This window comes from Streptomyces sp. NPDC005566 (assembly GCF_040605575.1).
GTDB lineage: Bacteria > Actinomycetota > Actinomycetes > Streptomycetales > Streptomycetaceae > Streptomyces.
In genome coordinates this window covers 13,459-35,534 of the sequence record NZ_JBEXDB010000005.1, presented here as the reverse complement: position 1 = coordinate 35,534, position 22,076 = coordinate 13,459, and the positions used below count along the sequence as shown (strand labels likewise).

Annotated in this window: 15 protein-coding genes; 7 read left to right on the top strand and 8 right to left on the bottom strand. The window is 71.0% G+C overall.

Annotated elements, in window-relative coordinates; all coding sequences use genetic code 11:
- Positions 1–31 precede the first annotated feature (31 nt).
- Entirely contained in the window at positions 32–1,396 is a 1,365-nt protein-coding gene (locus ABZS61_RS09310; RefSeq protein WP_356417830.1) for an LCP family protein, read from the bottom strand.
- A gap of 327 nt (positions 1,397–1,723) precedes the next feature.
- On the opposite strand from ABZS61_RS09310, the gene ABZS61_RS09305 reads away from it, so the two are divergent.
- Positions 1,724–2,746 (top strand): glycosyltransferase family 2 protein, encoded by a 1,023-nt coding sequence (locus ABZS61_RS09305; RefSeq protein ID WP_356417555.1) that lies wholly within the window; start codon positions 1,724–1,726, stop codon positions 2,744–2,746.
- Between the two features lie 57 nt (positions 2,747–2,803).
- On the opposite strand, the gene ABZS61_RS09300 is transcribed toward ABZS61_RS09305, so the two are convergent.
- The 4 genes from ABZS61_RS09300 to ABZS61_RS09285 form a co-directional block, all read right to left on the bottom strand.
- On the bottom strand, positions 2,804–4,483 hold the full coding sequence (locus ABZS61_RS09300) for an LCP family protein (RefSeq protein ID WP_356417554.1): 1,680 nt from the start codon (positions 4,481–4,483) through the stop codon (positions 2,804–2,806).
- A 49-nt stretch (positions 4,484–4,532) separates the two neighbouring features.
- Complete coding sequence (locus ABZS61_RS09295; protein WP_356417553.1) at positions 4,533–6,242, bottom strand: LCP family protein; 1,710 nt, start codon at positions 6,240–6,242, stop codon at positions 4,533–4,535.
- 223 nt (positions 6,243–6,465) lie between these two features.
- Positions 6,466–7,821 carry an LCP family protein gene (locus tag ABZS61_RS09290; RefSeq protein WP_356417552.1) on the bottom strand — a complete coding sequence of 452 codons (1,356 nt, stop codon included), beginning with the start codon at positions 7,819–7,821 and terminating at the stop codon, positions 6,466–6,468.
- Positions 7,822–8,009: 188 nt separating this feature from the next.
- Positions 8,010–8,762 carry a TIGR03089 family protein gene (locus ABZS61_RS09285; RefSeq protein ID WP_356417551.1) on the bottom strand — a complete coding sequence of 251 codons (753 nt, stop codon included), beginning with the start codon at positions 8,760–8,762 and terminating at the stop codon, positions 8,010–8,012.
- Between the two features lie 139 nt (positions 8,763–8,901).
- On the opposite strand from ABZS61_RS09285, the gene ABZS61_RS09280 reads away from it, so the two are divergent.
- The 3 genes from ABZS61_RS09280 to ABZS61_RS09270 all read left to right on the top strand — a co-directional run bounded on the left by ABZS61_RS09280 (position 8,902) and on the right by ABZS61_RS09270 (position 12,533).
- The gene (locus ABZS61_RS09280; protein ID WP_356417550.1) at positions 8,902–10,308 is read left to right on the top strand and encodes an N-acetylmuramoyl-L-alanine amidase; all 1,407 of its coding nucleotides are present in this window, start codon (positions 8,902–8,904) and stop codon (positions 10,306–10,308) included.
- A gap of 79 nt (positions 10,309–10,387) precedes the next feature.
- Positions 10,388–11,479, top strand: a complete 1,092-nt coding sequence (locus ABZS61_RS09275) for an NDP-sugar synthase (protein ID WP_356417549.1) — start codon at positions 10,388–10,390, stop codon at positions 11,477–11,479.
- A gap of 55 nt (positions 11,480–11,534) precedes the next feature.
- Entirely contained in the window at positions 11,535–12,533 is a 999-nt protein-coding gene (locus tag ABZS61_RS09270; RefSeq protein WP_356417548.1) for a DNA-3-methyladenine glycosylase 2 family protein, read from the top strand.
- A 34-nt stretch (positions 12,534–12,567) separates the two neighbouring features.
- On the opposite strand, the gene ABZS61_RS09265 is transcribed toward ABZS61_RS09270, so the two are convergent.
- The 3 genes from ABZS61_RS09265 to ABZS61_RS09255 are packed head-to-tail and all read right to left on the bottom strand — an operon-like array spanning position 12,568 to position 15,440.
- Positions 12,568–13,887: a coenzyme F420-0:L-glutamate ligase gene (locus ABZS61_RS09265; protein ID WP_356417547.1), complete on the bottom strand. Its 1,320-nt coding sequence runs from the start codon at positions 13,885–13,887 to the stop codon at positions 12,568–12,570.
- A complete protein-coding gene (cofD, locus tag ABZS61_RS09260; RefSeq protein ID WP_356417546.1) occupies positions 13,884–14,840 on the bottom strand; it encodes a 2-phospho-L-lactate transferase in 957 nt (318 codons plus the stop codon). The genes ABZS61_RS09265 and cofD overlap by 4 nt, the downstream gene beginning before the upstream one ends.
- A gap of 57 nt (positions 14,841–14,897) precedes the next feature.
- Positions 14,898–15,440, bottom strand: coding sequence for a cysteine dioxygenase family protein (locus ABZS61_RS09255; RefSeq protein ID WP_356417545.1), 543 nt, complete (start codon positions 15,438–15,440; stop codon positions 14,898–14,900).
- A 651-nt stretch (positions 15,441–16,091) separates the two neighbouring features.
- Between ABZS61_RS09255 and ABZS61_RS09250 the strand changes: the two genes are divergently transcribed.
- From ABZS61_RS09250 to ABZS61_RS09240, 3 genes are all read left to right on the top strand, one after another.
- Positions 16,092–16,355, top strand: a complete 264-nt coding sequence (locus ABZS61_RS09250) for a WhiB family transcriptional regulator (protein ID WP_014046372.1) — start codon at positions 16,092–16,094, stop codon at positions 16,353–16,355.
- A gap of 257 nt (positions 16,356–16,612) precedes the next feature.
- A complete protein-coding gene (locus ABZS61_RS09245; RefSeq protein WP_356417544.1) occupies positions 16,613–20,470 on the top strand; it encodes a glycosyltransferase in 3,858 nt (1,285 codons plus the stop codon).
- Entirely contained in the window at positions 20,467–22,059 is a 1,593-nt protein-coding gene (locus tag ABZS61_RS09240; RefSeq protein WP_356417543.1) for a DUF5719 family protein, read from the top strand. Before ABZS61_RS09245 ends, ABZS61_RS09240 begins: the two co-directional genes overlap by 4 nt.
- Positions 22,060–22,076 lie beyond the last annotated feature (17 nt).

Genomic DNA, 22,076 nt, shown 5'->3' with positions numbered 1-22,076 from the left:
CCCCTTCACTCCGGCCGCGGCCGGGAGAGGGTTACGGGCAGACCACCTGGTCGCCCGTCACCGTGCCGAACTCGCCCCGCTGCGGGTCCTCGGCCTTGACCCGCTGGACCTTCGTGAAGTCGGATCCCGCCTCCACCCTCATCGTCCCGCCCAGCCCCTTCACGGCCTTCAGCTCGCACCCGGGCAGCGCCGTCGCCAGGGCCTTTGCCGACCGGTCCCACCGGGGGTCGTAGCTGACCACGGTCCGCTCGACGTCGCGCGGGCCGCCGTTCAGCGGGGAGCGGGTGGTGTTGAAACCGGTGCCGCGCAGCGCCGCGTCGACCTTCTGACCGAGCCCGTCCTTCGGCGTCCCGTTGTAGACCTGCACCCGGATCTGCTCCGGGGCCACGCCGACGATCGTCGCCTTCGGCTGCTTCGGCAGGTGGGGGGCGAGCGGCTTGTCCTCGCGCAGCGCCCGGAACAGCTTCCTCGACTTCTTCGTGTCCCACTTCACCGTGGAGCCGATGCCCTTGACGGGGTAACTGCCGTCCTTGATCGGTACGGAAGCGAACTCCGACGAGGCCGGGGTGAAGCCACGCATCGCCTTGCCGAGCTCCAGCATCTGATCCGTGCCGAATCCCTTGTCGGCACGGACCGACCTGAGCATCGACGAGGCGACCTGCTGGAACTTCACCGGGTTCATCAGTACACCGCTGCTGGTGGTCTGCTTGACCAGCGCGGCCATGAACTTCTGCTGGCGCTGCATCCGGCCCAGGTCGGCGGCCCCGTCGATGTGCCGGGAACGTACGTACTGAAGGGCCCTGCCGCCGTCCAGCTTGTGGGTGCCCGCAGCCAGTTTCAAGCCCGTGTAGGAGTCCTTGAGCGGCTTGGCGGTGCAGATCTGCACCCCTCCCAGGGTGTCGACCGTCTCCATGAAGCTGGTGAAGTCGACCTCCAGGTAGTGGTCGATCTTGACGCCGGTCATGCCCTCGACGGTGCGCACGGTCAGCTGCGGGCCGCCCTCCGCATAGGCGGCGTTCAGCTTCACCGGGTGGGCGGAGTGCTCCTTGCCGGTGGTCCGGTCGGTGTGGGCCGGGACCTCGGCGTAGCTGTCGCGGGGCAGGCTGACGACGCTCGCCCGCCGCTTGTCGGCCGAGAGGTGGACGAGCATGAGGGTGTCGGTGCAGTGACAGGGTGCGCCGCCCAGTCTGTACTTCTTCCTCTCCGCCTTGGTGATCTTCTCCCGGCCGTCGGTGCCGACCAGCAGGAAGTTCATGCCGTGGCTGCCCTGGGGCCGGTTCTTCATGTCCTTGAAAGGGTCGACCCGGTCGATCCCCGTCTCCAGGCTGCTCACCACGGCGTGGCCGATCCCGCCCGCGCCGAGCACCAGCACGGACAGTCCGGTGGCCACCCGCATGCCCCAGCGGGGCGGCCCCTTCCGGTTGCCGGTCCGGGGCCGGTGCCTGGTGCCCGCTCCGGGCTGCCGAGCGGTTCTGCGCTGTGCGGGAGCGGTGCGGGGGTGCGGTGGACGGGGCGATCGGTGCGGCGTGGGCACGGGGGACACCTCCGCGGTGCGAGTGGGACTTTCGCACGGTAGGCCCATACGATCTGCAGACCGGGAGGAGACCCGGCGGCGCGCGCCGGTGTCCCCCGTTCGCGGTAACGTGGCGGCCGAATCACGCCGCGTCCCGGGGTGCGAGAGCCCCCGGCACCCCCGGCACCCCCGAGGACCCCTGAGGACCACATGTCTGCCGCGCAGTACCCCGCCGTCTCCGTGATCATGCCGGTGCTCAATGAGGAACGCCATCTCAGGAACTCGGTCCGGCACATCCTGGAGCAGGAGTACGCCGGTGAGATGGAGGTGGTGATCGCCCTCGGTCCCTCGACCGACCGCACGGACGAGATCGCCGCTGAGCTGGTACGGGAGGACTCCCGGGTCCACACCGTGCCGAACCCGACCGGCCGCACCCCCGCCGCGCTGAACGCCGCGATCAAGGCCTCACGTCACCCGATCGTGGTACGGGTCGACGGCCACGGCATGCTCTCCCCGAACTACATCGCGACCGCGGTCCGCCTCCTGGAGGAGACCGGCGCGCAGAACGTCGGCGGCATCATGCACGCCGAGGGCGAGAACGCCTGGGAGGACGCCGTCGCCGCCGCGATGACGTCGAAGATCGGCGTCGGCAACGCGGCCTTCCACACCGGTGGCCAGGCGGGCCCCGCCGAGACCGTGTACCTGGGGGTCTTCCGCCGCGAGGCGCTGGAGCGGGCCGACGGCTACAACGTGGAGTTCATCCGCGCCCAGGACTGGGAGCTGAACTTCCGCATCCGCGAGGCCGGCGGTCAGATCTGGTTCTCGCCGGAGCTCAAGGTCCAGTACCGCCCCCGGCCCAGCATCCGCGCCCTCTCCAAGCAGTACAAGGAGTACGGCCGCTGGCGCCACGTCGTGGCCCGCTACCACGCCGGCTCGATCAACCTGCGCTATCTGGCCCCGCCGACCGCCGTATGCGCGATCGCGGCCGGCATCGTCGTCGGTGCCGCGGTCACCCCGTGGGCGTTCGTCGTGCCGGCCGGGTACGTCGCGGCGATCGTCGCCGGCTCGCTGCCCGCCGGCAAGGGCCTGCCGCTCAAGGCGCGGGCGCAGATCCCGGTGGCGCTGGCCACCATGCACATGTCGTGGGGATACGGCTTCCTGACCAGCCCGCGGTCGCTCGCCAAGAAGGTCATCGCGAGCCGCCGCCCGGCGGTCCGGGAACAGACGGCCTGACAGCCGTACGCAGGAAGGGGCCCCGCCACTCGGCGGGGCCCCTTCCTCGTACGGACGTCAGAAGGTGTAGTTCGGGTTGACGTTCATGCACGCGGACTCGTCCGCGCGAAGGGCACCCGCCGACTCCGGCGTCTTCTCGTCGACGGCCTTGGCCGGGTACGCCCCGTCCTCGCGCCAGTCCGCACCCACGGCCAGCACGATGCCCGAGACACTGGTCGACTTCTGCACCTGGGACACCGGGATCCCGAGCGCCTTGGCGACCGCCTGGGCGTCGCCCTCCATGTCCGCGCTGGGGTAGACGATGCCGGTCCGGCCGGCCGCCTCGACGTTCTGCGAGTCGATCGAGGCCTTGGCGAAGCCCGCGTCCGTGAGGAGGTCCTTGACCGCGGTCGCACGGCCCTGGGCCGGACCGAGACCGTCCGTGCTGGTCGCGTTGCGCACGCTGACCGGGATCTCGGCGAGGGGCGCGGCGACGTCCTTGGTGACGGGTGTCTTGCGCTTGGACGCCTTGCCGTCCAGCGGGATGTCCTCGCGGACCATCCGGAACACCTGCTCGGCCTCGCCGGCCTTGGGGAACACCCGGCCGCTGAGATTGCCCGTTCCGTACACGTTCGGCATGGTCGTCATGGTGATGCGGTCGGTCGGAGCCTTCTTGAGCTCCTCCGCCAGGTCGTACAGCTTCTTGACCGTGTCCAGGCCCTTGTCGACCGTGAGTGCGGTGGTGGCCGCCTCGGCGAGGCCCATCAGCTTTCCGGGGTCGGTGAGCTTGGTGCCCTTGCGCAGCTCGCGCACCATCGAGTTCAGGTACTGGTGCTGGGCCTTGGCGCGGCCGAGGTCGGTGTTGTCCTCGAAGCCGTAGCGGGTGCGCAGCCACTGCAGGGCCTGCTTGCCCTTGACGGCGGTGGTGCCCTTCTCCAGCTTCAGCCCGGAGCCCGTGCCGTCGCTGCTGTGCGAGTAGATGTTGGCGTTGACACAGACCGGGACGCCGCCGATCGCGTCGGCCATCGAGACCACGCCCGCGAAGTCGATCATCATGAAGTGGTCGATCGTGATGCCGGTGAGCTCGTACCAGGCGGCCACCGTGCACCCGGGCCCGCCGCGGCCGAGGCTCTCGTTCGTCTGGACGGGCCTTGTGCTGGCCGGATACACCTTGTCGGTCTTCGGGTCGGTGCACTTGGGCATCTTCAGCATGGTGTCGCGCGGCATGCTCACGACCGAGATGTTGCTGCGGTCCGCGGAGAGGTGCAGCAGCATCTGTACGTCGGCGAGCGGCGTGCCCCCGAAGGTCTTCTTGGCGCCGCCGAGCTTCTGGTTCGCCTTGGAGTCCCGGGCGTCGGACCCGATGATCAGGATGTTCAGCGGGGTCTGTCCGGCGGCGTTGGCCTTGTGGTCGGCCATGTCCTTGTCGCCGAGGGTCAGGTCCTCTTTCTTGATGTTGCCGTTGAGGTGCTTGTAATAGAGGTAGCCGGCCCCCCCGGTGCCGAGTATCAGCAGGGCGAGAACGGACGCGACCCAGCGCAGTACGCGCCGTTTGCCGCGTTTGGCGGACCGTTTGGAGCGGCGGCTCGGCCCGCCCTGGCGGTGCCCGCCCTCCGGCGGGGCAGAACCTTCCCGCCGGCCGCGACCGTCCCTTGCCCCGCCGTCCGCCGTGCCTCCGCCACCGAGGACACCGTCGACCGGGCCCTCGTGCCGGACGCGCGACCGCGTCCCGTCCCCAGGCGTGCTGCTCCGTCCCACCAGGACCCCCCTGCTGCTCAGACTTTCGCTGTGGCGCGACGACCGGTCGTCACTTCGCGCACTCTGCCTTGTCGGCGCTGGCCTTCTGCATGTCTTCCGGTGCCTTGGCCGGGCCGGTGACGGGTACCCCCGCACCCTTGAAGTCGGCTCCCAGGGTCAGCACCATCGCCTGAAGGTTTTCGGCGTCGGCCGTTCCCTGCTTGAGCGCCGTGGCGGGCAGCCCCATGATCGCCGCGAGGGCGCGGGCCTGGTCCGCCTGGTCGGGCGCGTACGCCAGTGTCGTCGTGTCGATCTTCGCCGGGGCGTTCGCCCTGTTCGTGGCCTCCGGCACACCCTGCTCGGCCTGCAGCCAGGTGACCGTCGCGTCCGCCGCACCGGCGATGCTGCCGCCGTTGAGGACGTCGACACGTATGTCGGCCGGATCGGCCTCGGCGCCCTTGAGCACCGCTTCCTGCTTGCTCCTGGCCGCCGTCTCCTTCTGCTTCACCTCGGTCAGGGAGGTGTCGGAGCGCATCATCGCGAAGAGCTGCTCCGACTTCTGCGGTTCCACGACCACGGTGATGGGCGTCGGCTCGGCCGGGTTGTCGATCACCGGCAGCGTGACGAAGGTGATGTTCTGGGTGTCGATCCTGCCGAGTTCCTGCGCGAGCGACGTCAGCTTCTTGATCGACCCGATGCCGGAGTCGACCGTGAGCGCCTTGGTCGCCGCGTCCGCGAGGCCGTAGAGCTTGGTGGGGCTCGTCAGCGTGTCGTCGGATTTCATCTGCCGGATCATCGAGCCGATGAACTGCTGCTGCACCTTGATCCGGTCGAGGTCGCTCTGATTGCCGAAGCTGTGCCGGGTGCGGACGAAGGCCAGTGCCTGCTCGCCCTCGACGGTGGACTCACCGGCCGGCAGATCGAGGTGCGAGTCGGGGTCCTTGACCGCCTTGGCCAGGCAGACCTTGACCCCGCCGACGGCCGTGGAGAGCTCCTTGACCGCATTGAAGTCGACCATCATGAAGTGGTCGACGGAGAGGCCGGTGATCTTCTTGACCGTACGCATCGTGCAGCCCGGGTCGCGCCCTTCCTGGCCGAGGCTGACGTTGAACCGGACGTTCCGCGAGCCGGGTACGACCTTCTCCGAACCGTCCGGCTGCTTGGTGGTGCACTCCGGGATGGTCGTCATCAGGTCCCGGGGGATGCTCACCGCCGTGGCGTTGGTGCGGTCCGCGGAGACGTGGAAGAGGATGTTGGTGTCGGCGTGGCCGGTGCTGCCCTTGTCGCCGTAGCCCTCGTTGCCGCTGCCGGTGCGCTTGTCCGTGCCGATGATCAGAATGTTGAGCGGCCCGTCGGCGGCGACGCTCTTGCTGCCGGCGTCACCGACGTCGACGGTGTCGAGGTTGCCGTCGAACTTCTGGTAGAGGGCGTACGCACCCGCCGATCCGGCGACGATCACGAACGCCAGCACGCCGCCGGTCCACAGCAGGGCCTTCTTCCGCCGCGCCTTCGGGGTCGTGCGCTTACGGCGCCCGGCCGGCACCGGCGGCTGCTCCTGAGTGTGTCCGCTCCGTGCGGAGCGGCGGTTCCGCTGCTCGGGTACCTCGCGGAGGGGCTCGTTCCTGCGGTCGGAGCCGTAGTGGTCCGTCGTGCGGGACGTGCCGGACGACTCTGTTCCGGAGTGGTTCAGTCGCAATTCGTAATTGCCGGTCTGCGGGTTGAGCACCCACTGGTCGGCGGCGTCCATTTCATCCGCCCGCCCACGGCTATGCGCGTCCACGGTTTCCTGAATCCTCCGTCGGTGCCACGCGAGGCGCCTCCCCCGACAGGGCGCTCGGTCTGTCGCTCCAGCGGTGCGCGGCCTTGGGGCCGACGGCGCCGGATCGCGTCACACTATCCGGCCGATTCGGCCATGGACGACGTGCGTGACATATTCCACCCCGCTGATAACCGGGCATTCTGCCTATTCCACTCCGATTGCCGCCCATTGCTTGGCCATTGCTTTACTGGTCGCACGGGTCGTCCGCAGCATTCGATCCCGAATAGGTGGGGGCGGGGCTCGGACTCCCGTCCGTACCGCCGGGCTTTTCGTCGGAGGGGTCCTCCTCGGAACTGTGAGTCGGCTGTGAATCCCCCGCATTCTTCTCGTCGGCGGGGACCACGGCGACGGGCTCGTCCTTGCGCAACTGCTCGAACAGCCGGTCGGCGTCCGGCTGGACGAGCTCGTCCCGGTTCCGGTCCGCGCGGTAGGGCTGCCGGGGCACGGTCAGGAACTGCACCTTCTCCGTGGGTACGTTCCGCATCCCGCGCACCAGGTCGTACAGGTCCCTGAGCGAGTCCAGCCCCGGGTCGGTGGTGAGCGACTTCGTCGCCGCGTCCAGCACCGGGTACAGCCTCGTCGGGTTGAGCAGGACGCCGTTGCTCTGCATCTTGTTCACGAGGGCCCCGAGGAACTTCTGCTGGCGGTCCATCCGCTCGGTGTCGCTGCCGTCGCCGATCGACTTACGGGCCCGTACGTACCCCAGCGCCTGCTCGCCGTCGAGCTTCTGCCGTCCCGCGGGGAGCTCGAGATGGGCGTCGTCGTCCTTGACCGGCTCCTTGAGGCAGACCTCGACACCGTCCACGGCGTCGACCATGTCCTTGAAGCCGCTGAAGTCGATGACCATGTGGTGGTCGACCCGAATGCCCGTCATGTTCTCGACGGTGCGGATCGTGCAGGCCGTTCCACCGAGCTCGAAGGCCCAGTTGAACTGGGCGAACTGCTTCCTGGTGGCCTTGCCGCCCTCGGGGTGGCAGCTCGGGATCTCGACCATGAGGTCACGCGGGATGGACACCGCGGTGGCGCTCCTGCGGTCGGCCGCGAGGTGCAGGAGGATCGTGGTGTCCGAGCGCTGGCTGCCGCCGTCGTCCCGGCCGTACTTGCGGTTGTCGCCCGACCGGGTGTCGGACCCGATGAGCAGGATGTTCTGCGCGTCCATCGCGATCGCGGTGGGGCGCTCCTTGTCGTACGCCTTGAGCTCGGCGGCGGCGCCCGTGTCGGTCGTGATGTTGCCGTCGAGCTTCTTGTACAGCCACCAGCCCACCCCGGCTGCGACCAGCACGAGGAACGAGGCGGCGAGAGCAGTCCAGCGGAGCCAGTGCCGCCGGTGCCCGGCGACTCCGCTCTTGGGCCGGTCCGCCCAGGTCCGGAACCCGTCGCCACCGTCGCCGTCGCTCTTGTCGTCCCCGTCGTTGCCGCCCGGGGCGGGTGGGCCGTCCTGCGAGGTTGCCCCGGAATCGTCCTGCGACCCTTCCTCGGCCGAGGAGTCCGGGCGGTCCGGGCGGTCCGGGTCGGCAGGGGGTCCGGAGCTGTCGGTCACGTCTGTGTCCATCCTTCACGTTCGGCGGCGCGATGAGCCGCCGGTCGCAGGAGTAGACGGCTGAACCTCACGCTTGGTTGTGCATTCAGACGGAGTGGTCTGTACCGCCCGATCATGTACCGCAGCCGGTGCTCAGTCCCGAGGGCTCGGCCCGCCGTGGGCCGGACGGGTGGCCCACGGAGCGCTTGTCATACCGCGGTGCTCGTGACCCGCTCGCTCTCGACGCGCTTGGCCAGTCCGTCCTCGTCCAGCCGGCCGAGGTGGCGGCACAGGACCACGGAGCCCCCGGCGGCCAGTGGGGCGAAGAGACCGGCGGAGAGTCCTCCCCAGGTGTCGTACGAACGCCCCGTCAGCAGGCGCGACCCCGGAGTGAGGCCCAGTTCCGCGGCGTCCTCGCGGGCCCGTGCGACGAGCCGGTCCGCCGTCAGTTCGACGCCGTCCACGGCCAGGGCGGGCGCGGCGGGGTCCACGGGTGCGTACGGGGCGAAGCGGTCGCCCTGGCCCGGCACCTCCACCGCGTAGTCCGCGAAGCCTTCGGGCGGCTGCGGGAAACGGCCGCCGAGGGGGCGCAGTGCCAGTGCGACCCGCTCGCCGCGGCAGGCGCGCGCACGGTCCAGCGTGTCCGGTCCGCTGACGACGAGATCGGCGGCCGCGGGGTCGCCCTGGACATCGGCGACGACGCCGACCGACGAGCACGCGAGCAGCCAGACCGCGGACTGCCAGTGGGCGGGGAGCAGCAGCGCCAGCCGGTCACCCGGTTCGGCGGCCAGGTCTCCCTGCAGCAGATTGGCGGTCTTGGCCACCCAATTGGCGAAGGTGGCCACCGACAGTTCGACGCGCTCTCCGGTTGCGTCGTCGTAGAAGGTGACCAGGGGGCGGGCCGGGTCCGCGGCGAGCGCGGATCGCAGCAGGTCGGCGGGGGTGCGATCGCTGGCGTTCATCCGCGCAAGAGTACGCGGCCGGTACGGACGGGGCGGGGCGCGACGGGTGCCGCGTACACCGGATCGGCAGACGGTCCGTCAAGTGGGGGCGGGGACCCTCCAGTAGCCGGAGATGCCGGTTCTGTCCAGGATTTCCTGTATGCATGCACTTCTTGCAACCTCCATCGGCGTGACCTGCGCGGCGGCACTCACCCTGCCGCTCGCCGCGCCCGCGCCCGCCGCACCCGCTTCTGCCCCGGTCGCCCAGGCGGCCGGGGCGACCGCTGCCGAACCGTCGGGTTCGACGCAGTCCCTGCCCCTGCGACCGCTCACCGGCGAGACCTCACGGGCCACCGGTGAACCCACCGACTCCAGGTCACTGTCCCCCGACTCGGCCCAGGGTCTGGGCCGGCACACCGCCCACCGCTTCTCGCTCGTCGGCGTGGTCTGGGACGACGCCGACGCCGAACTCCACGGAACCGTCCAGGTCCGCACCCGCTCGACCGCCACCACGCGCTGGAGCGGATGGCAGGACCTCGAGACGCACAACGCCGACCACGGAGCCGATACCGGGAGCGCCGAGCGCGAATCCGGCACGGTCCGCGGTTCCACGGCCCCGCTCTGGGTCGGCGACTCGAACGGTGTCGAGGTACGCGTACGTGCCGAGGCCGCGCAGAACCGGGCCGGCCGGACGACGCCGCTCCCCGAGGGGCTGCGGGTGGAACTCGTCGACCCGGGCGACGACCCCCAGCGGCCGTCCACCGCCGGCACCCCGGGCACCGCCACGCCCGTCACGTCCCCCCAGCCCGGTGGGCTCCCGGCCACCGGCGCCCTCACCGTGGCGGCAGCCGAGAGTTCCGCCGTGAACGCCGACCTCGCCCCGCTCGGCGCCACCGAGATCCCCGCCCTCAGCAAGGCCGAGTCCGAGGAACAGGCCGTCGTGGCAGCGGGCGCCAAGCCGTTCGTGGGACCACGCCCCCGCATCGTCACGCGCAAGGGTTGGGGTGCGGACGAGAGCCTGCGGGAGCGCAACTTCGCGTACACGACGACCGTCAAGGCCGCCTTCATCCACCACAGCGCCACGGGCAACAACTACACCTGTGCCCAGGCGCCCTCGGTCCTGCGCAGTATTTACCGCTACCACGTCAAGAGCAGTGGCTGGCGCGACTTCGGCTACAACTTCGCCGTCGACAAGTGCGGAAACATCTACGAAGGACGCGCGGGAGGCGTGACGAAGGCCGTCCTCGGGGCACACACCCTCGGTTTCAACACCAACAGCATGGGCATCGCGGTACTCGGGACGTACAGCTCGAAGAATCCGCCCGCCGCCTCCGTGACCGCGATCGCCAAGCTCACCGCCTGGAAACTCGGCCTGTTCGGCCGTAACCCGAAGGCGAAGGTCACGCTCGTCTCGGGCGGCAGCGGCAAGTACAAGAAGGGTGCGAAGGCCAAGCTCAACGTCATCTCCGGTCACCGCGACGGGTTCGCAACCGAATGCCCCGGGAGCCGTCTCTACAAGAAGCTCGGCACGGCCCGGACCAGTTCGGCCAACCTGCAGGGCCGCTGACCGGGAGAGCTCCGAACGGTCTGCATACACTGGCCAGCCGATACGAGGCCCGGCCCCAGCAGGAAGCAGAGACGGTGCTGTGACAGAGGCAAGAGAAGCGATCCTCCTGGTAGGGGGCAAGGGCACCCGGCTGCGTCCGCTCACGGTGCACACCCCCAAGCCGATGGTTCCGGCGGCGGGCGTCCCGTTCCTCACGCACCAGCTGGCGCGTGCACGGGCAGCGGGGGTGGAGCACATCGTGCTCGCGACGTCCTACCTGGCGGAGGTGTTCGAACCGTACTTCGGTGACGGTTCGTCGCTCGGCCTCTCCATCGAGTACGTCACCGAGCACGAGCCGCTCGGTACGGGCGGAGCCATCCGCAACGTGGCGTCGCGGCTGGCCTCCGGCCCGGACGAGCCCGTCCTCATCTTCAACGGGGACATCCTCACCGGTCTCGACATCCGGGCCCTGGTCACGTCGCACGCCACGTCGGGAGCGGACGTCTCCCTGCACCTCACGAGGGTGGAGGACCCGCGCGCCTTCGGTCTCGTACCGACGGACGCCACGGGCAGGGTGACGGCCTTCCTCGAGAAGCCTCAGACACCCGAAGAGATCGTCACCGACCAGATCAACGCGGGGGCGTACATCTTCCGCAGGTCGGTCATCGACACCATCCCGGCCGGTCGGCCCGTCTCGGTGGAACGCGAGACCTTCCCCGGGCTCCTCGCCTCCGGTGCCCACCTCCAGGGCATGGTCGACTCCACGTACTGGCTGGACCTCGGCACCCCGCAGGCGTTCGTACGCGGCTCCGCCGACCTGGTCCTGGGCCGCGCGCCGTCCCCGGCGGTTCCCGGCCGCTGCGGAGACCGCCTGGTGCTGCCCACGGCATCCGTGGCGCCCGACGCCAAACTCACCGGCGGTACCGTCATCGGCGAAGGCGCGCTGATCGGCGCGGGCGCGAGGATCTCGGGCTCCACCGTCCTGGCGGACGCGGTCGTCGAACCCGGGGCCGTGATCACCGACTCGCTGGTCGGGGCGGGCGCGAGGATCGGCAGCCGTACGGTGCTCGCCGGCGCCGTGATCGGGGACGGCGCACAGGTCGGTGCCGACAACGAACTGCGCGACGGGGTCCGCATCTGGTGCGGAGCCGTCCTTCCGGACGCCTCGGTGCGTTTCTCGTCCGACGAGTAGGTTCCGTTCCGTCGGCCGTACCCTCGAAAGCAACCGACGACCGAGGACCTCATCCGTGGCAGGACGCTTCGTACCCCGCACCACCGCCGTGCCCCAGCAGGTGCCGGCGGCGACGGTCCCGTCCGCCCCGCCCCTGGACCGGACCTGGACCCCGCCGGGTCCGCTCGATCTGCGGCTGGTCCTGAGCCCTCTGCGGCGGGGCCCCGTGGACCCCACGTACCGGGCCCTGTCCGACGGATCGTTCTGGCGGGCCACTCGCACACCGGCCGGTCCCGGTACCCTCCGGGTCACGGCTGCCCGGGACGGCAGGATCGAGGCGGCGGCCTGGGGCCCCGGCGCGCAGTGGCTCCTGGACCGGTTGCCGGCGCTGCTCGGCGACGATGACGACCCGGATGCCTTCCGCCCCCGCCACCGGCTGGTCGCCGCGACGCACCGCAGCCGGCCCGGTCTGCGCCTGCTGCGCACCGGTCTGGTGATGGAGTCCCTGATTCCGTCGATCCTGGAACAGAAGGTCACCACCGACGAGGCCTACCGCGCCTGGCGCCTGCTGGTGCGCCGGTTCGGCACCCCGGCGCCCGGCCCCCAGGACGGGCTGTTCGGCGCCCACGGCCTGTACGTCGTGCCGGACGCCAGGACCTGGTCCCTGATCCCGTCCTGGGAATGGCACCGCGCGGGCGTCGACGACAAGCGCTCGTCGACGATCCTGCGGGCCGTCCGGGTGGCCCGCAGGATGGAGGAAGCGGCTGCCATGGAGCTTCCCGAGGCCATGGCCCGTCTGGAGCTGATCCCGGGCATCGGCCCCTGGACCGCGGCGGAGACCCTGCAGCGCTCGAACGGCGCGGCCGACGCGGTCACGGTCGGCGACTTCCACCTCCCGGGCATCGTCGGCCATGCCCTGGCGGGCAACAGGAACGCCGACGACGAGGAGATGCTGGCCCTCCTGGCCCCGTACGAGGGCCAGCGTCACCGGGCGACACGACTGATCATGCTGTCGGGCCACACCCCGGCCCGCCGTGCCCCGCGCATGACGCCGGGCGACATCGCCCGCCTGTGAGGGCCGGGGCCGGGTGGGGGGAAGCCCGCCCGCCTCACCGCACCGCGACGAACTCCTCCACACCGCGCGCGCCCCGCTCGCGCGGCGCACCCGCCGCGTGCCCCACGGCCACCGCGCCCAGCGGATCCCATGAGTCCGGAAGATCCAGCACCTCGCGCACCACGTCCCGGCAGAACATCGTCGATGACACCCATGCCGAGCCGAGCCGCTCACCGGCGAGAGCCACCAGGAAGTTCTGGACGCCCGCACCGGCCGCGACCACGAACATCTCGCGCTCCGCGGCATCCCTTCGTTCGTCCCCGTAGGTGTGCGAGCCGTCCATCACCAGGCACGGAACCGCCAGATACGGCGCGTTGCGCAGGACGTCACCCCGCCGCACCCGCTTGGCGATCGACTCCTCGCTCCGCCCGTCCCGGCGCAGGTCCTCGATCCACGCGTCGCGCATCGCGTCGAGCAGCCGGGTCCGTGAGTCCGCCGACTCCAGCAGGACGAACCGCCACGGCGTCGTGTGGTGCGGGGCCGGAGCCGTCACCGCCGCCGCCACCGCACGCCGCACGGCTCCCGGGTCCACCGGCTCGTCCGTGAACTCCCGCACCGTGCGCCGCAGATGCAGAGCCTCCCGTACCGCTTCGGACGTTCCCAGCCGGAACATGTCGTCGGCCGCGACGCGCACCATGGCCCGGGCACCGCCCCCGGCGTCCGCCGTGGCCGTCACATGGGCCAGCCCGCGCACCACCGCGACCGGCAGCCCCGACGCCTTGCCCTTCACCAGGTCACCGGCCGAGGCCAGCTCGTCGGCCGTGGCGACCACGGTCGCGCTCAGGGGATTGCCGTACGCGTCCGTGCCGCCCCGCAGGTCGTCCAGCACCCTGACCCCGGCCGCCCCGATCGCGACATCCGTCAGGCCGTTGCGCCAGGGGCGCCCGAAGGTGTCCGTGACGACGACCCCGACCTCGACGCCGAGCGTGTCGCGCAGCCCGTCCCGGATCGCCCGTGCGGAAGCGTCCGGGTCCTCGGGGAGCAGCAGTACGGTGCCGGTGGGGGTGTTGGACGCGTCGACCCCGGCCGCGGCCATGACGAGGCCCTGCCGGTTCTCCACGATCCGCAGCGTTCCGCGCCGGGCGACCACGCGGACGGTCTCGGCGTCGATGGCCGCCTCGCGGTCGGCTGCCTCGACGATCCGGCCCTCCGCCTTGGAGACGATCTTCGAGGTGACGAGCAGGACGTCGCCGTCCACGAGCCCCGGGTCCGTGGTGGCGATCAGCTTGGCGATGTCGTCACCCGGCCGCACCTGGGGCATCCCGGGCAGCGCCCACACGCGGTACGAGGGTGCCTCGTCAGGTCCGCGGTTCACGCCCGTACCTCCTCGGCGAGCGTCAGCGCCTGCCGTGCCATCTCGGCGGTCGCGTCCACGTCCGTCATCATCAGCGGCACTGCGCGGCAGCGGATCCCGGCCGCCTCGACCTCGGCCACGGACCCGGCGTCCACGGTGTCGACGAGCCAGCCGTCGAGCAGCCCGGAGCCGTAGTGCTGTGCGACGGCCGCGGCCGTCGCTTCGACGCCGACCGCGGCCAGGACCTTGTCGGCCATGCCGCGCACGGGTGCGTCGCCGACGATGGGGGAGAGTCCGACGACCGGCACCCCGGCCTCGGCGATCGCTTCCCGGATACCGGGCACGGCCAGGATGGTGCCCACCGAGACGACGGGATTGGACGGCGGGAAGACGATGACGTCGGCCTCGGCGATGGCTTCGAGCACTCCCGGGGCGGGCTTGGCCTGCTCGGCGCCGACCGGCACGATCGCCTGCGCCGTGACGGAGGCGCGCAGCTTCACCCAGTACTCCTGGAAGTGGACGGCCCTGCTCTCGCCGTCGACGTCGACGGCCACATGCGTCTCCACGCGGTCGTCGGACATCGGGATCAGCCGGACCCCCGGCTTCCAGCGCGCACAGAGCGCCTCGGTGACCGCGCTGAGCGGATAGCCCGCGCCGAGCATCTGCGTACGGACGATGTGGGTCGCGAAGTCACGGTCGCCGAGCCCGAACCACTCGGGTCCCACGCCGTACGCCGCGAGTTCTTCCTTGACCTGGAAACTCTCGTCCGTACGCCCCCAGCCCTGCTCCTCGTTGATGCCACCGCCGAGGGTGTACATCACGGTGTCCAGGTCGGGGCAGACCTTCAGCCCGAACAGATGGATGTCGTCGCCGGTGTTGCCGATCACCGTGATGTCCGCGTCAGGGGCGGCCTGTTTGAGGCCACGCAGGAAACGAGCACCACCGATACCGCCGGCCAGAACCACAATGCGCATGAGGACCAGTCTGTCAGGCGCGGCCCGGTCCCCGTGGGGGTGGTGGGGAGTGTGCGATCAGGCGGGTACGGCGTCCAGGGCCGCCGGGGCGCACTGCGCGGTGTGCATCGGCATGTCGGTCAGACCCGGGTAGTAGATGTGCAGGCTGACGGCCGGTTCGAGCGAGTCGTTGACGACCTCGTGGACGTAGCCGGGCGCGAAGACGCGCTGTGCGCCGGCGCCGAGCGTCCGCGTCCCGCGCTCCGTGCGCTCGGTCAGTTCGCCTTCCAGGACGGTGAGTACACCCGAGGACAGGCCGTGGTCGTGGAGCCCGCTGCCCTGGCCGGGAACCCAGCTCAGCAGCCACACCTCGTAGCCGGGCGGGGTTTCCCCCACCGTGGCGGAGCCGGTGACCGGGGGGACGCTCTGCAGCCGGTGGTACCAGCGGGTGGTGGTGTCGTACCGGACGAGGTGCGCCCAACGGGACCGGTCCGCGGCGAGGGTGCGGGCCAGGCCGACGAACTCGGCCACGGTGGAGGGGTGGGTGCGGGCCGGCTGGAGGAGGTGCTGGACCTCGAGGATGTCGCCGGCGATCGAGAGGTCGCTGTCGCTGCTGTTCATGGGTGCGGTGGTTCCTCGGCATGGGGGTACATGTGCGGGGGGTGTCGCGGAAACCCGAAAGCGGGGAAAGAGAGCTGGATCAGAGCTGGAGCGTCAGGGCTTCAACAGCTGTGACAGCTGGAACAGCAACAGCGGGCCTGAACAGCCGTACGGAACCCACGGACGTGGGTCGGGTACATGGCTGAGGTCGCTGGCATGCAGTCAAGGAGACCGGCTTGCTCGTCCTTCTGTCAACCCAATGCCCGAATTGGCGGCAATGTTTCACCCCATCCGGTTGCAGTGGGTGGAGAAAGGTTTTGGCAGTTGCGGGAGAGGCAAGGTGGCGCATCAACCGCATGAGTAAACGTGGTTGAGCATCCGTGACCCGACTGTGATCTTGATCCCTTCGGTGATCGAATCGCAACATCGGGGCGACCTCGGTCGTCTCACCCGGTGAGAAGTGAGACAGAGGCAGGCCGATGGCATATGTCAGGTTTTTGGTGATTTGAACACTTTCCGCATAGGCTTGGTTCCGCAGAGTGAATGCCAGGGCCAATAGCAGATCTTCGCTTGACTGGCCCGGAGCTACACACTTGTAATTTCACTCGTGTCGTTCGGCCGCACAAGTAACGGCTGCATCACGGGGACGCAAGAGACAGACGAGGGGCGCACATGACCGAGCTGTTCCAGCAACTGCTGGTCGAGGACGCGGACGAGGAACTCGGCTGGCAGGAGCGCGCACTGTGCGCCCAGACAGACCCCGAGTCCTTCTTTCCGGAGAAGGGCGGATCCACCCGCGAGGCGAAGAAGGTCTGTCTCGCCTGCGAAGTCCGTTCCGAGTGCCTTGAGTACGCCCTTGCCAACGACGAACGGTTCGGTATCTGGGGCGGCCTCTCCGAGCGTGAGCGGCGACGCCTCAAGAAGGCCGCCATCTGAGTCGCACCACCACGGACCAAGGCCACCGGTGGCCCGTGGTTCCCGCCCTGCGCACAGGGCGGGAACCACGGGCCACCGGCATGTCCGGGTGCCTCCGGTTCCCGCCGTCGAACCGCTCGGCACGGGGCGCACACCCGTACCGTTAGTGTGGGGCCCCGTCCGAGAGACGCGCCAACGCCCCGCCGGGGCGCGCGTGTACACCGATGCAGCCCCCGGGGGGATCCCCCTCCGGACCCGGCCGGAGGGCCCGTACCTCGATGTCCGTGCACAGCACCTCGGCGGCGCCGAACGCGGTCGCCGCCGCCCCAGAGTTCCCCCGGCACGTCGTCACCGCCGTGCTCGTCTCCCACGACGGCGCACGCTGGCTGCCCGATGTGCTCGCCGGGCTGCTCGGGCAGGAACGCCCCGTACAGAACGTCGTCGCCGCCGACACCGGCAGCGCCGACGACTCCGCCCGGCTGGTCACCGAGGCACTGGGCGGCGAACGCGTCCTGCACCTCGCACGCCGTACGAACTTCGGCACCGCCGTCGACGAGGCGAGCCGCACGGCCGGCGTCCTCACCCCCGACGACCTTCCGTACCTCAAGCGCCCCAGCGGCTGGGACCCGGTCAGCCGTACCTGGCGCGACGACGCGTACGACATGCCGGAGCTCCCGCACGGCGAACCCGTCCAGTGGCTCTGGCTGCTGCACGACGACAGCGCACCCGAGCCGGACGCGCTCGCCGAACTGCTGCGCGTCGTCGACAACGACAGGCACGCCGCGATCGTCGGACCCAAGCTGCGCGGCTGGTACGACCGCAAGCAGCTGCTCGAGGTCGGCGTCTCCATCGCCAACAGCGGACGCCGCTGGACCGGACTCGACCGGCGCGAGCAGGACCAGGGCCAGCACGACCAGGTCCGTACCGTGCTCTCCGTCTCCTCGGCGGGCATGCTCATCCGCCGTGACGTCTGGGAGGAGCTCGGCGGCTTCGACCGCAGACTTCCGCTGATGCGCGACGACCTCGACCTGTGCTGGCGGGCCCACATGGCCGGCCACCGGGTGCTCGTCGCACCCGACGCGATCCTTCGGCACGCCGAGGCCTCCGCCAGGGAACGCCGCCCCATCGACTGCGCCGGACGCTCCGTGTCGAGCCCGCACCGCGTCGACAAGGCGGGCGCCGTCTACACGATGCTCGTCAACGCCCGCGGCAAGCAGCTGCCCTGGGCCCTGCTCCGTCTCGTTCTCGGCACCCTGCTCCGAACCCTCGCCTACCTCGTCGGAAAGGTCCCCGGGCAGGCGCTCGACGAGGTCGCCGGACTCTTCGGCACCCTGCTGCGCCCCGGGCGGATCTTCTCGGCACGCCGCGCACGCGGCAAGGGGGCCGTGGACCCCGCCGAGCTGCGGGCGCTCTTCCCGCCGCCCGGCGCCACCGTCCGCGCGACCGTCGAACAGGTCGCGGGCAACTTCGGCAGCCGCACCGACTCCGACTCCGGCGGCTCACGGCACGGAGCCGTCGAGTCCGGGCCCGGAGGTGACGACGCCGACTTCCTGGAGATCGATCAGTTCGCGCGGCTCAAGAAGATCGGCCGCAAGCCCGGCCCCGTGCTCTTCGCGCTGCTCCTTCTCGTCTCGCTCATCGCCTGCCGCAGCCTCCTGGCAGGCGGCGCGCTCGCGGGCGGCGCCCTGTTGCCCGCACCCGCGGACGTCTCCGACCTCTGGGGGCGCTACGCGGACGGCTGGCACCCGGTCGGTACGGGCGGTACCCAGACCGCACCGCCCTACCTGGCCGTGATCGCCGCACTGTCGGCACTGTTCCTCGGCTCCACCGGCTTCGCGCTGACCCTGCTGCTGGTCTGCTCGGTGCCGCTCGCCGGACTCACCGCCTACTTCGCCTCCCGGCCGCTGATCGAGTCCCGGCTGCTGCGGGCCTGGGCGAGCATCGCGTACGCCTTCCTGCCCGCCGCGACCGGAGCGCTGGCCACCGGCCGCCTCGGCACCGCCGTACTCGCCGTCCTGCTCCCGCTGATCGCCCGCGCGGCCGTTGCCGCGCACGGGTTGCGCGGCGACGGCGGAACGGCGCGCGGCAGCTGGCGTGCCACCTGGGCGTACACGCTGCTGATCACCTTCGCGATGGCCTTCACCCCGATCGTCTGGCCGCTCGCCGTGACCCTCGGCATCGGGGTGCTCGTCCTGCGCCGGGGCGACATCACCGCGTACGGGCTGCGTTTCCTGGCCACCGTCGGCACTCCGCTGCTGGTCCTCGCACCCTGGTCGCTGTCCCTGCTCTCCAGCCCGTCCGGCTTCCTCCGGGAGGCCGGCCTCGACATCGGTACGGGAACGGCGTCCGCGCTCGACCTGCTCGGCATCAGCCCCGGTGGCCCCAAGGCCACGGGCGGCGTCCTGCTGCTCGGCATCGTGCTGGCGGCGCTGGCGGCCCTGCTGCGCGGGGAGAGGCAGTTCGCGATCCGTGCCGCCTGGGCCGCCGCGCTCGTCGGGCTGCTCTTCGCCGGACTCTCCAACGGCTCCACCTGGGCGGGCCCCGCCACCCTCGTCTACGGGACCGCGCTGATCGCCGCCGCGCTGCTCGGAGCCGACGGCGCCCGCGTGCGGGTGACCGCGCTCAGCTTCGGCTGGCGTCAGCCGGTCGCCGCACTGATCGCCCTGGCGGCCGGGATCGCGCCTGTGCTGGCCGCGGCCGGCTGGATGATCGGCGGCGCGGCCGGACCGCTGGAGCGCCGCGACCCGGTGCAGGTGCCCGAGTTCGTCGCGGAGGAGAGCACCAACAACAGCGACCAGCCGCGCACCCTGGTCCTCGGCGGTACGTCACCGGCCGCCGTGTCCTACAGCCTGGTCCGGGGCTCGGGCGCCCGCCTCGGCGACGCCGAGCTCACCGGAGCGGGCGGCAGCAACACCCACCTCGACAAGGTCGTCGCCAACCTGGTCGCCGGCTCCGGTGCGGACCAGGGCGGTCAGCTGAGCGGCTTCGCGATCCGTTACGTCCTCGTACGGGACGGGGCGCCGCGGCAGATGAGCCGCGTGCTCGACTCCACTCCGGGCCTGAAGAGGCTCAGCCAGCTGGACGGCAGCGCCCTGTGGCGCGTCGACCGCCCGGTCGCCCGCATCATGATCGTCCCGTCGTCCGAGGCGAGCGGCGAGGAAGCCACGCAGCTGCAGGTCGGCTCGCTCGCCGTCGAAGCCCACTCCAAGATCCCTGAGGGCGGCTCCGGGCGGGTGCTACGGATCGCCGACGCGGCGGACCCGGGCTGGCAGGCCACGCTGAACGGCCGGGCGCTCACCCCCAAGACCGTGGACGGCTGGGCGCAGGGCTTCGACCTCCCGTCCGAGGGCGGCAGGCTGGACCTCACGTACGACAGCCCTGTCACGCACACCGCCTGGATCTGGGCGCAGGTGTCGCTCGCCGTCGTCCTGCTGGTCCTGGCACTGCCGGGTCGCCGCCGGGAGATCGACGACGACCTGCCCGAGGAGGCCGTGGCCGCCGCCGACGCCGAGGCAATCACCGGAGACGGACGCAGGGCGCGCAGGCTCCGGGCTGCCGCCGAGGCGGAGGCCGCGGCGGCGGGGGAGGACGGCGCGGAGACCCCGTACGAGGTTCCGTACGACCAGGACGTCGCCGCCGCTCCGGTCGTCCAGGAGCCGGCGGGAGCGCCGGGGGAGTACATCCCGGCGCAGCAGAGCGCCGATCCGTATGCGGCGGCCCCGGAGGAGCAGGACGCGACCGGCACGTACGCGGCGGTTCCGCAGCAGAACTACGGGGAGTGGGACGCGCAGCAGTACCAGGGCGCCGACTACAGCCAGTACCAGGGCGAGCAGTACCAGGCCCAGCAGTACCAGGGCGAGCAGTACCAGAACGAGCAGTACCAGGGCGGGCAGGACCCCGGCTACGGAGCCGGCCAGTACGGCGAGCAGTACCCGGCGGCCGACCCGTACGGGACCGGCCAGTACCAGCCGGACCCGTACCAGCAGGGCGCCTACGACCCGTACGGCTACGCCCAGCAGCAGCCCCAGGCATCGGGCACGGGCGAAGCCGCCCCGTACGACGCACATGACGAGAACACCGCTCCGGGCGAAGGCCCCTGGCCGTCCGGCAACGCATCGCGAGGCGAGTCCGAGTGAAGTCCACCCCCCTGTCCCTCATCGCGGGCACCGTCGCCCTCGCCGCCGTCACCGGCTTCGCCGCGCTCACCGCGCCGGGCGACGCGGACGCGCCGGAGGCCGGGGCGGCCGCCAGGCTCCCCGTGGAACGCTCCAGCCTGCTCTGCCCCGCGCCCGGCGGCTCCGACCTGTCGGACACGACGTACACGTCCTTCACACCGGCGGGGAAGAACGACGGCGAGGCCGGCACCGCCGAGCTGAAGCCGTCCGTGGCGCTCCCGGTGGACGAGGACGTGCCGTCCGACGCGGAGAAGGACGAGGAGAGCGAGAAGGACGAGGACGGCGAGAAGGACGGGGCCGAGGAGAAGGACGGGGCCGAGGAGAAGGCCGCGGCCAAGGAGAAGGCCGCGGCCGAAAAGCCCGTCATCACGCTCAAGGAGTCCGGCAAGCCGGCCACCGCCGAGACGTCCGAATCCGACGCTCCCGCACTGATCGGCACCGCCACCGGCAAGCTGGCACCCGGCTGGGCCGCCCAGCAGACGACCACGAACCTCGCCGGCGGGTCCCGCGGCCTTCTCGGCGTCAGCTGCTCCGGGCCGGACACCGACTTCTGGTTCCCGGGCGCGAGCACCGCGGCGACGCGGCAGGACTACGTCCATCTGACCAACCCCGACGACACCGCGGCCGTCGCCGATATCGAGCTGTACGGCCCCGAGGGCACGCTCAAGGCCGATGTGGGCGATGGCATCACGGTTCCGGCGAGGTCGAGCGTCCCGATGCTGATCTCGACCCTGACCACCGAGGCCGTCGAAGATGTGACGGTCCACGTCACCACCCGGGAGGGACGCGTCGGCGCCGTCGTGAAGGCCGCGGACGACGAGGCGGGCAGTGACTGGCTGGCGGCGTCCGAGGACCCGGCGGGCACTCTCGTGATGCCCGGGATCCCGGCCGACGCCACCTCGGTACGGCTGGTCGCCTTCGCGCCCGGCGATGACGACGCCGATGTGAAGGTGCAGCTGATGGGGAAGAGCGCGACGTTCTCGCCGGCCGGGAAGGACACCCTGCACATCAAGTCGCAGATGACCGCGAGCGTCGATCTCAAGAACGTCACGCGGGGGGAGCCCGGATCGCTCCTGCTGTCGCCCGCACAGGGCTCCACGACCCCGATCGTGGCCGCGCTGCGCGTGGTGCGGGGCACCGGTGACGAGCAGGAGATCGCCTACATTCCGGCGACGGGCCCGGTGGGCGAACGGGCGAGCGTGGCCGACAACCGGGCGAAGGGTTCGGTGCTTTCCCTGACCGCACCCGGTGAAACCGCCAAGGTCAAGGTGACGGCGTCCGCGGGCAGCGGGGGCGGCGAGCCGACCGTCAAGACGTACACGGTCAAGGGCGGTACGACCCTCGAGGTGAGCCCGGAGGTCCCCTCCGGACTCAAGGGCGGTTACGCGCTGACCGTCGAGACGGAATCGGGCGGCCCGGTCCATGCCGCCCGCACCCTCACGATCGCGCAGGACGGCATCCAGATGTTCACCGTCCAGACGCTGCCGGACGACGGCGGCACGGTCGAGGTGCCCGCGGCGGAGCAGGACCTCTCGGTCCTGGACGACTGAGGTGCCCCGCGCCACGG

Bases quoted from the DNA above. Each gene is read 5' to 3' on its own strand.
- ABZS61_RS09310 (WP_356417830.1), bottom strand. From the start codon at position 1,396: ATGCGGGTGGCCACCGGACTGTCCGTGCTGGTGCTCGGCGCGGGCGGG.
- ABZS61_RS09305 (WP_356417555.1), top strand. From the start codon at position 1,724: ATGTCTGCCGCGCAGTACCCCGCCGTCTCCGTGATCATGCCGGTGCTC.
- ABZS61_RS09285 (WP_356417551.1), bottom strand. From the start codon at position 8,762: ATGAACGCCAGCGATCGCACCCCCGCCGACCTGCTGCGATCCGCGCTC.
- ABZS61_RS09280 (WP_356417550.1), top strand. From the start codon at position 8,902: ATGCATGCACTTCTTGCAACCTCCATCGGCGTGACCTGCGCGGCGGCA.
- cofD (WP_356417546.1), bottom strand. From the start codon at position 14,840: ATGCGCATTGTGGTTCTGGCCGGCGGTATCGGTGGTGCTCGTTTCCTG.
- ABZS61_RS09255 (WP_356417545.1), bottom strand. From the start codon at position 15,440: ATGAACAGCAGCGACAGCGACCTCTCGATCGCCGGCGACATCCTCGAG.
- ABZS61_RS09250 (WP_014046372.1), top strand. From the start codon at position 16,092: ATGACCGAGCTGTTCCAGCAACTGCTGGTCGAGGACGCGGACGAGGAA.
- ABZS61_RS09245 (WP_356417544.1), top strand. From the start codon at position 16,613: ATGTCCGTGCACAGCACCTCGGCGGCGCCGAACGCGGTCGCCGCCGCC.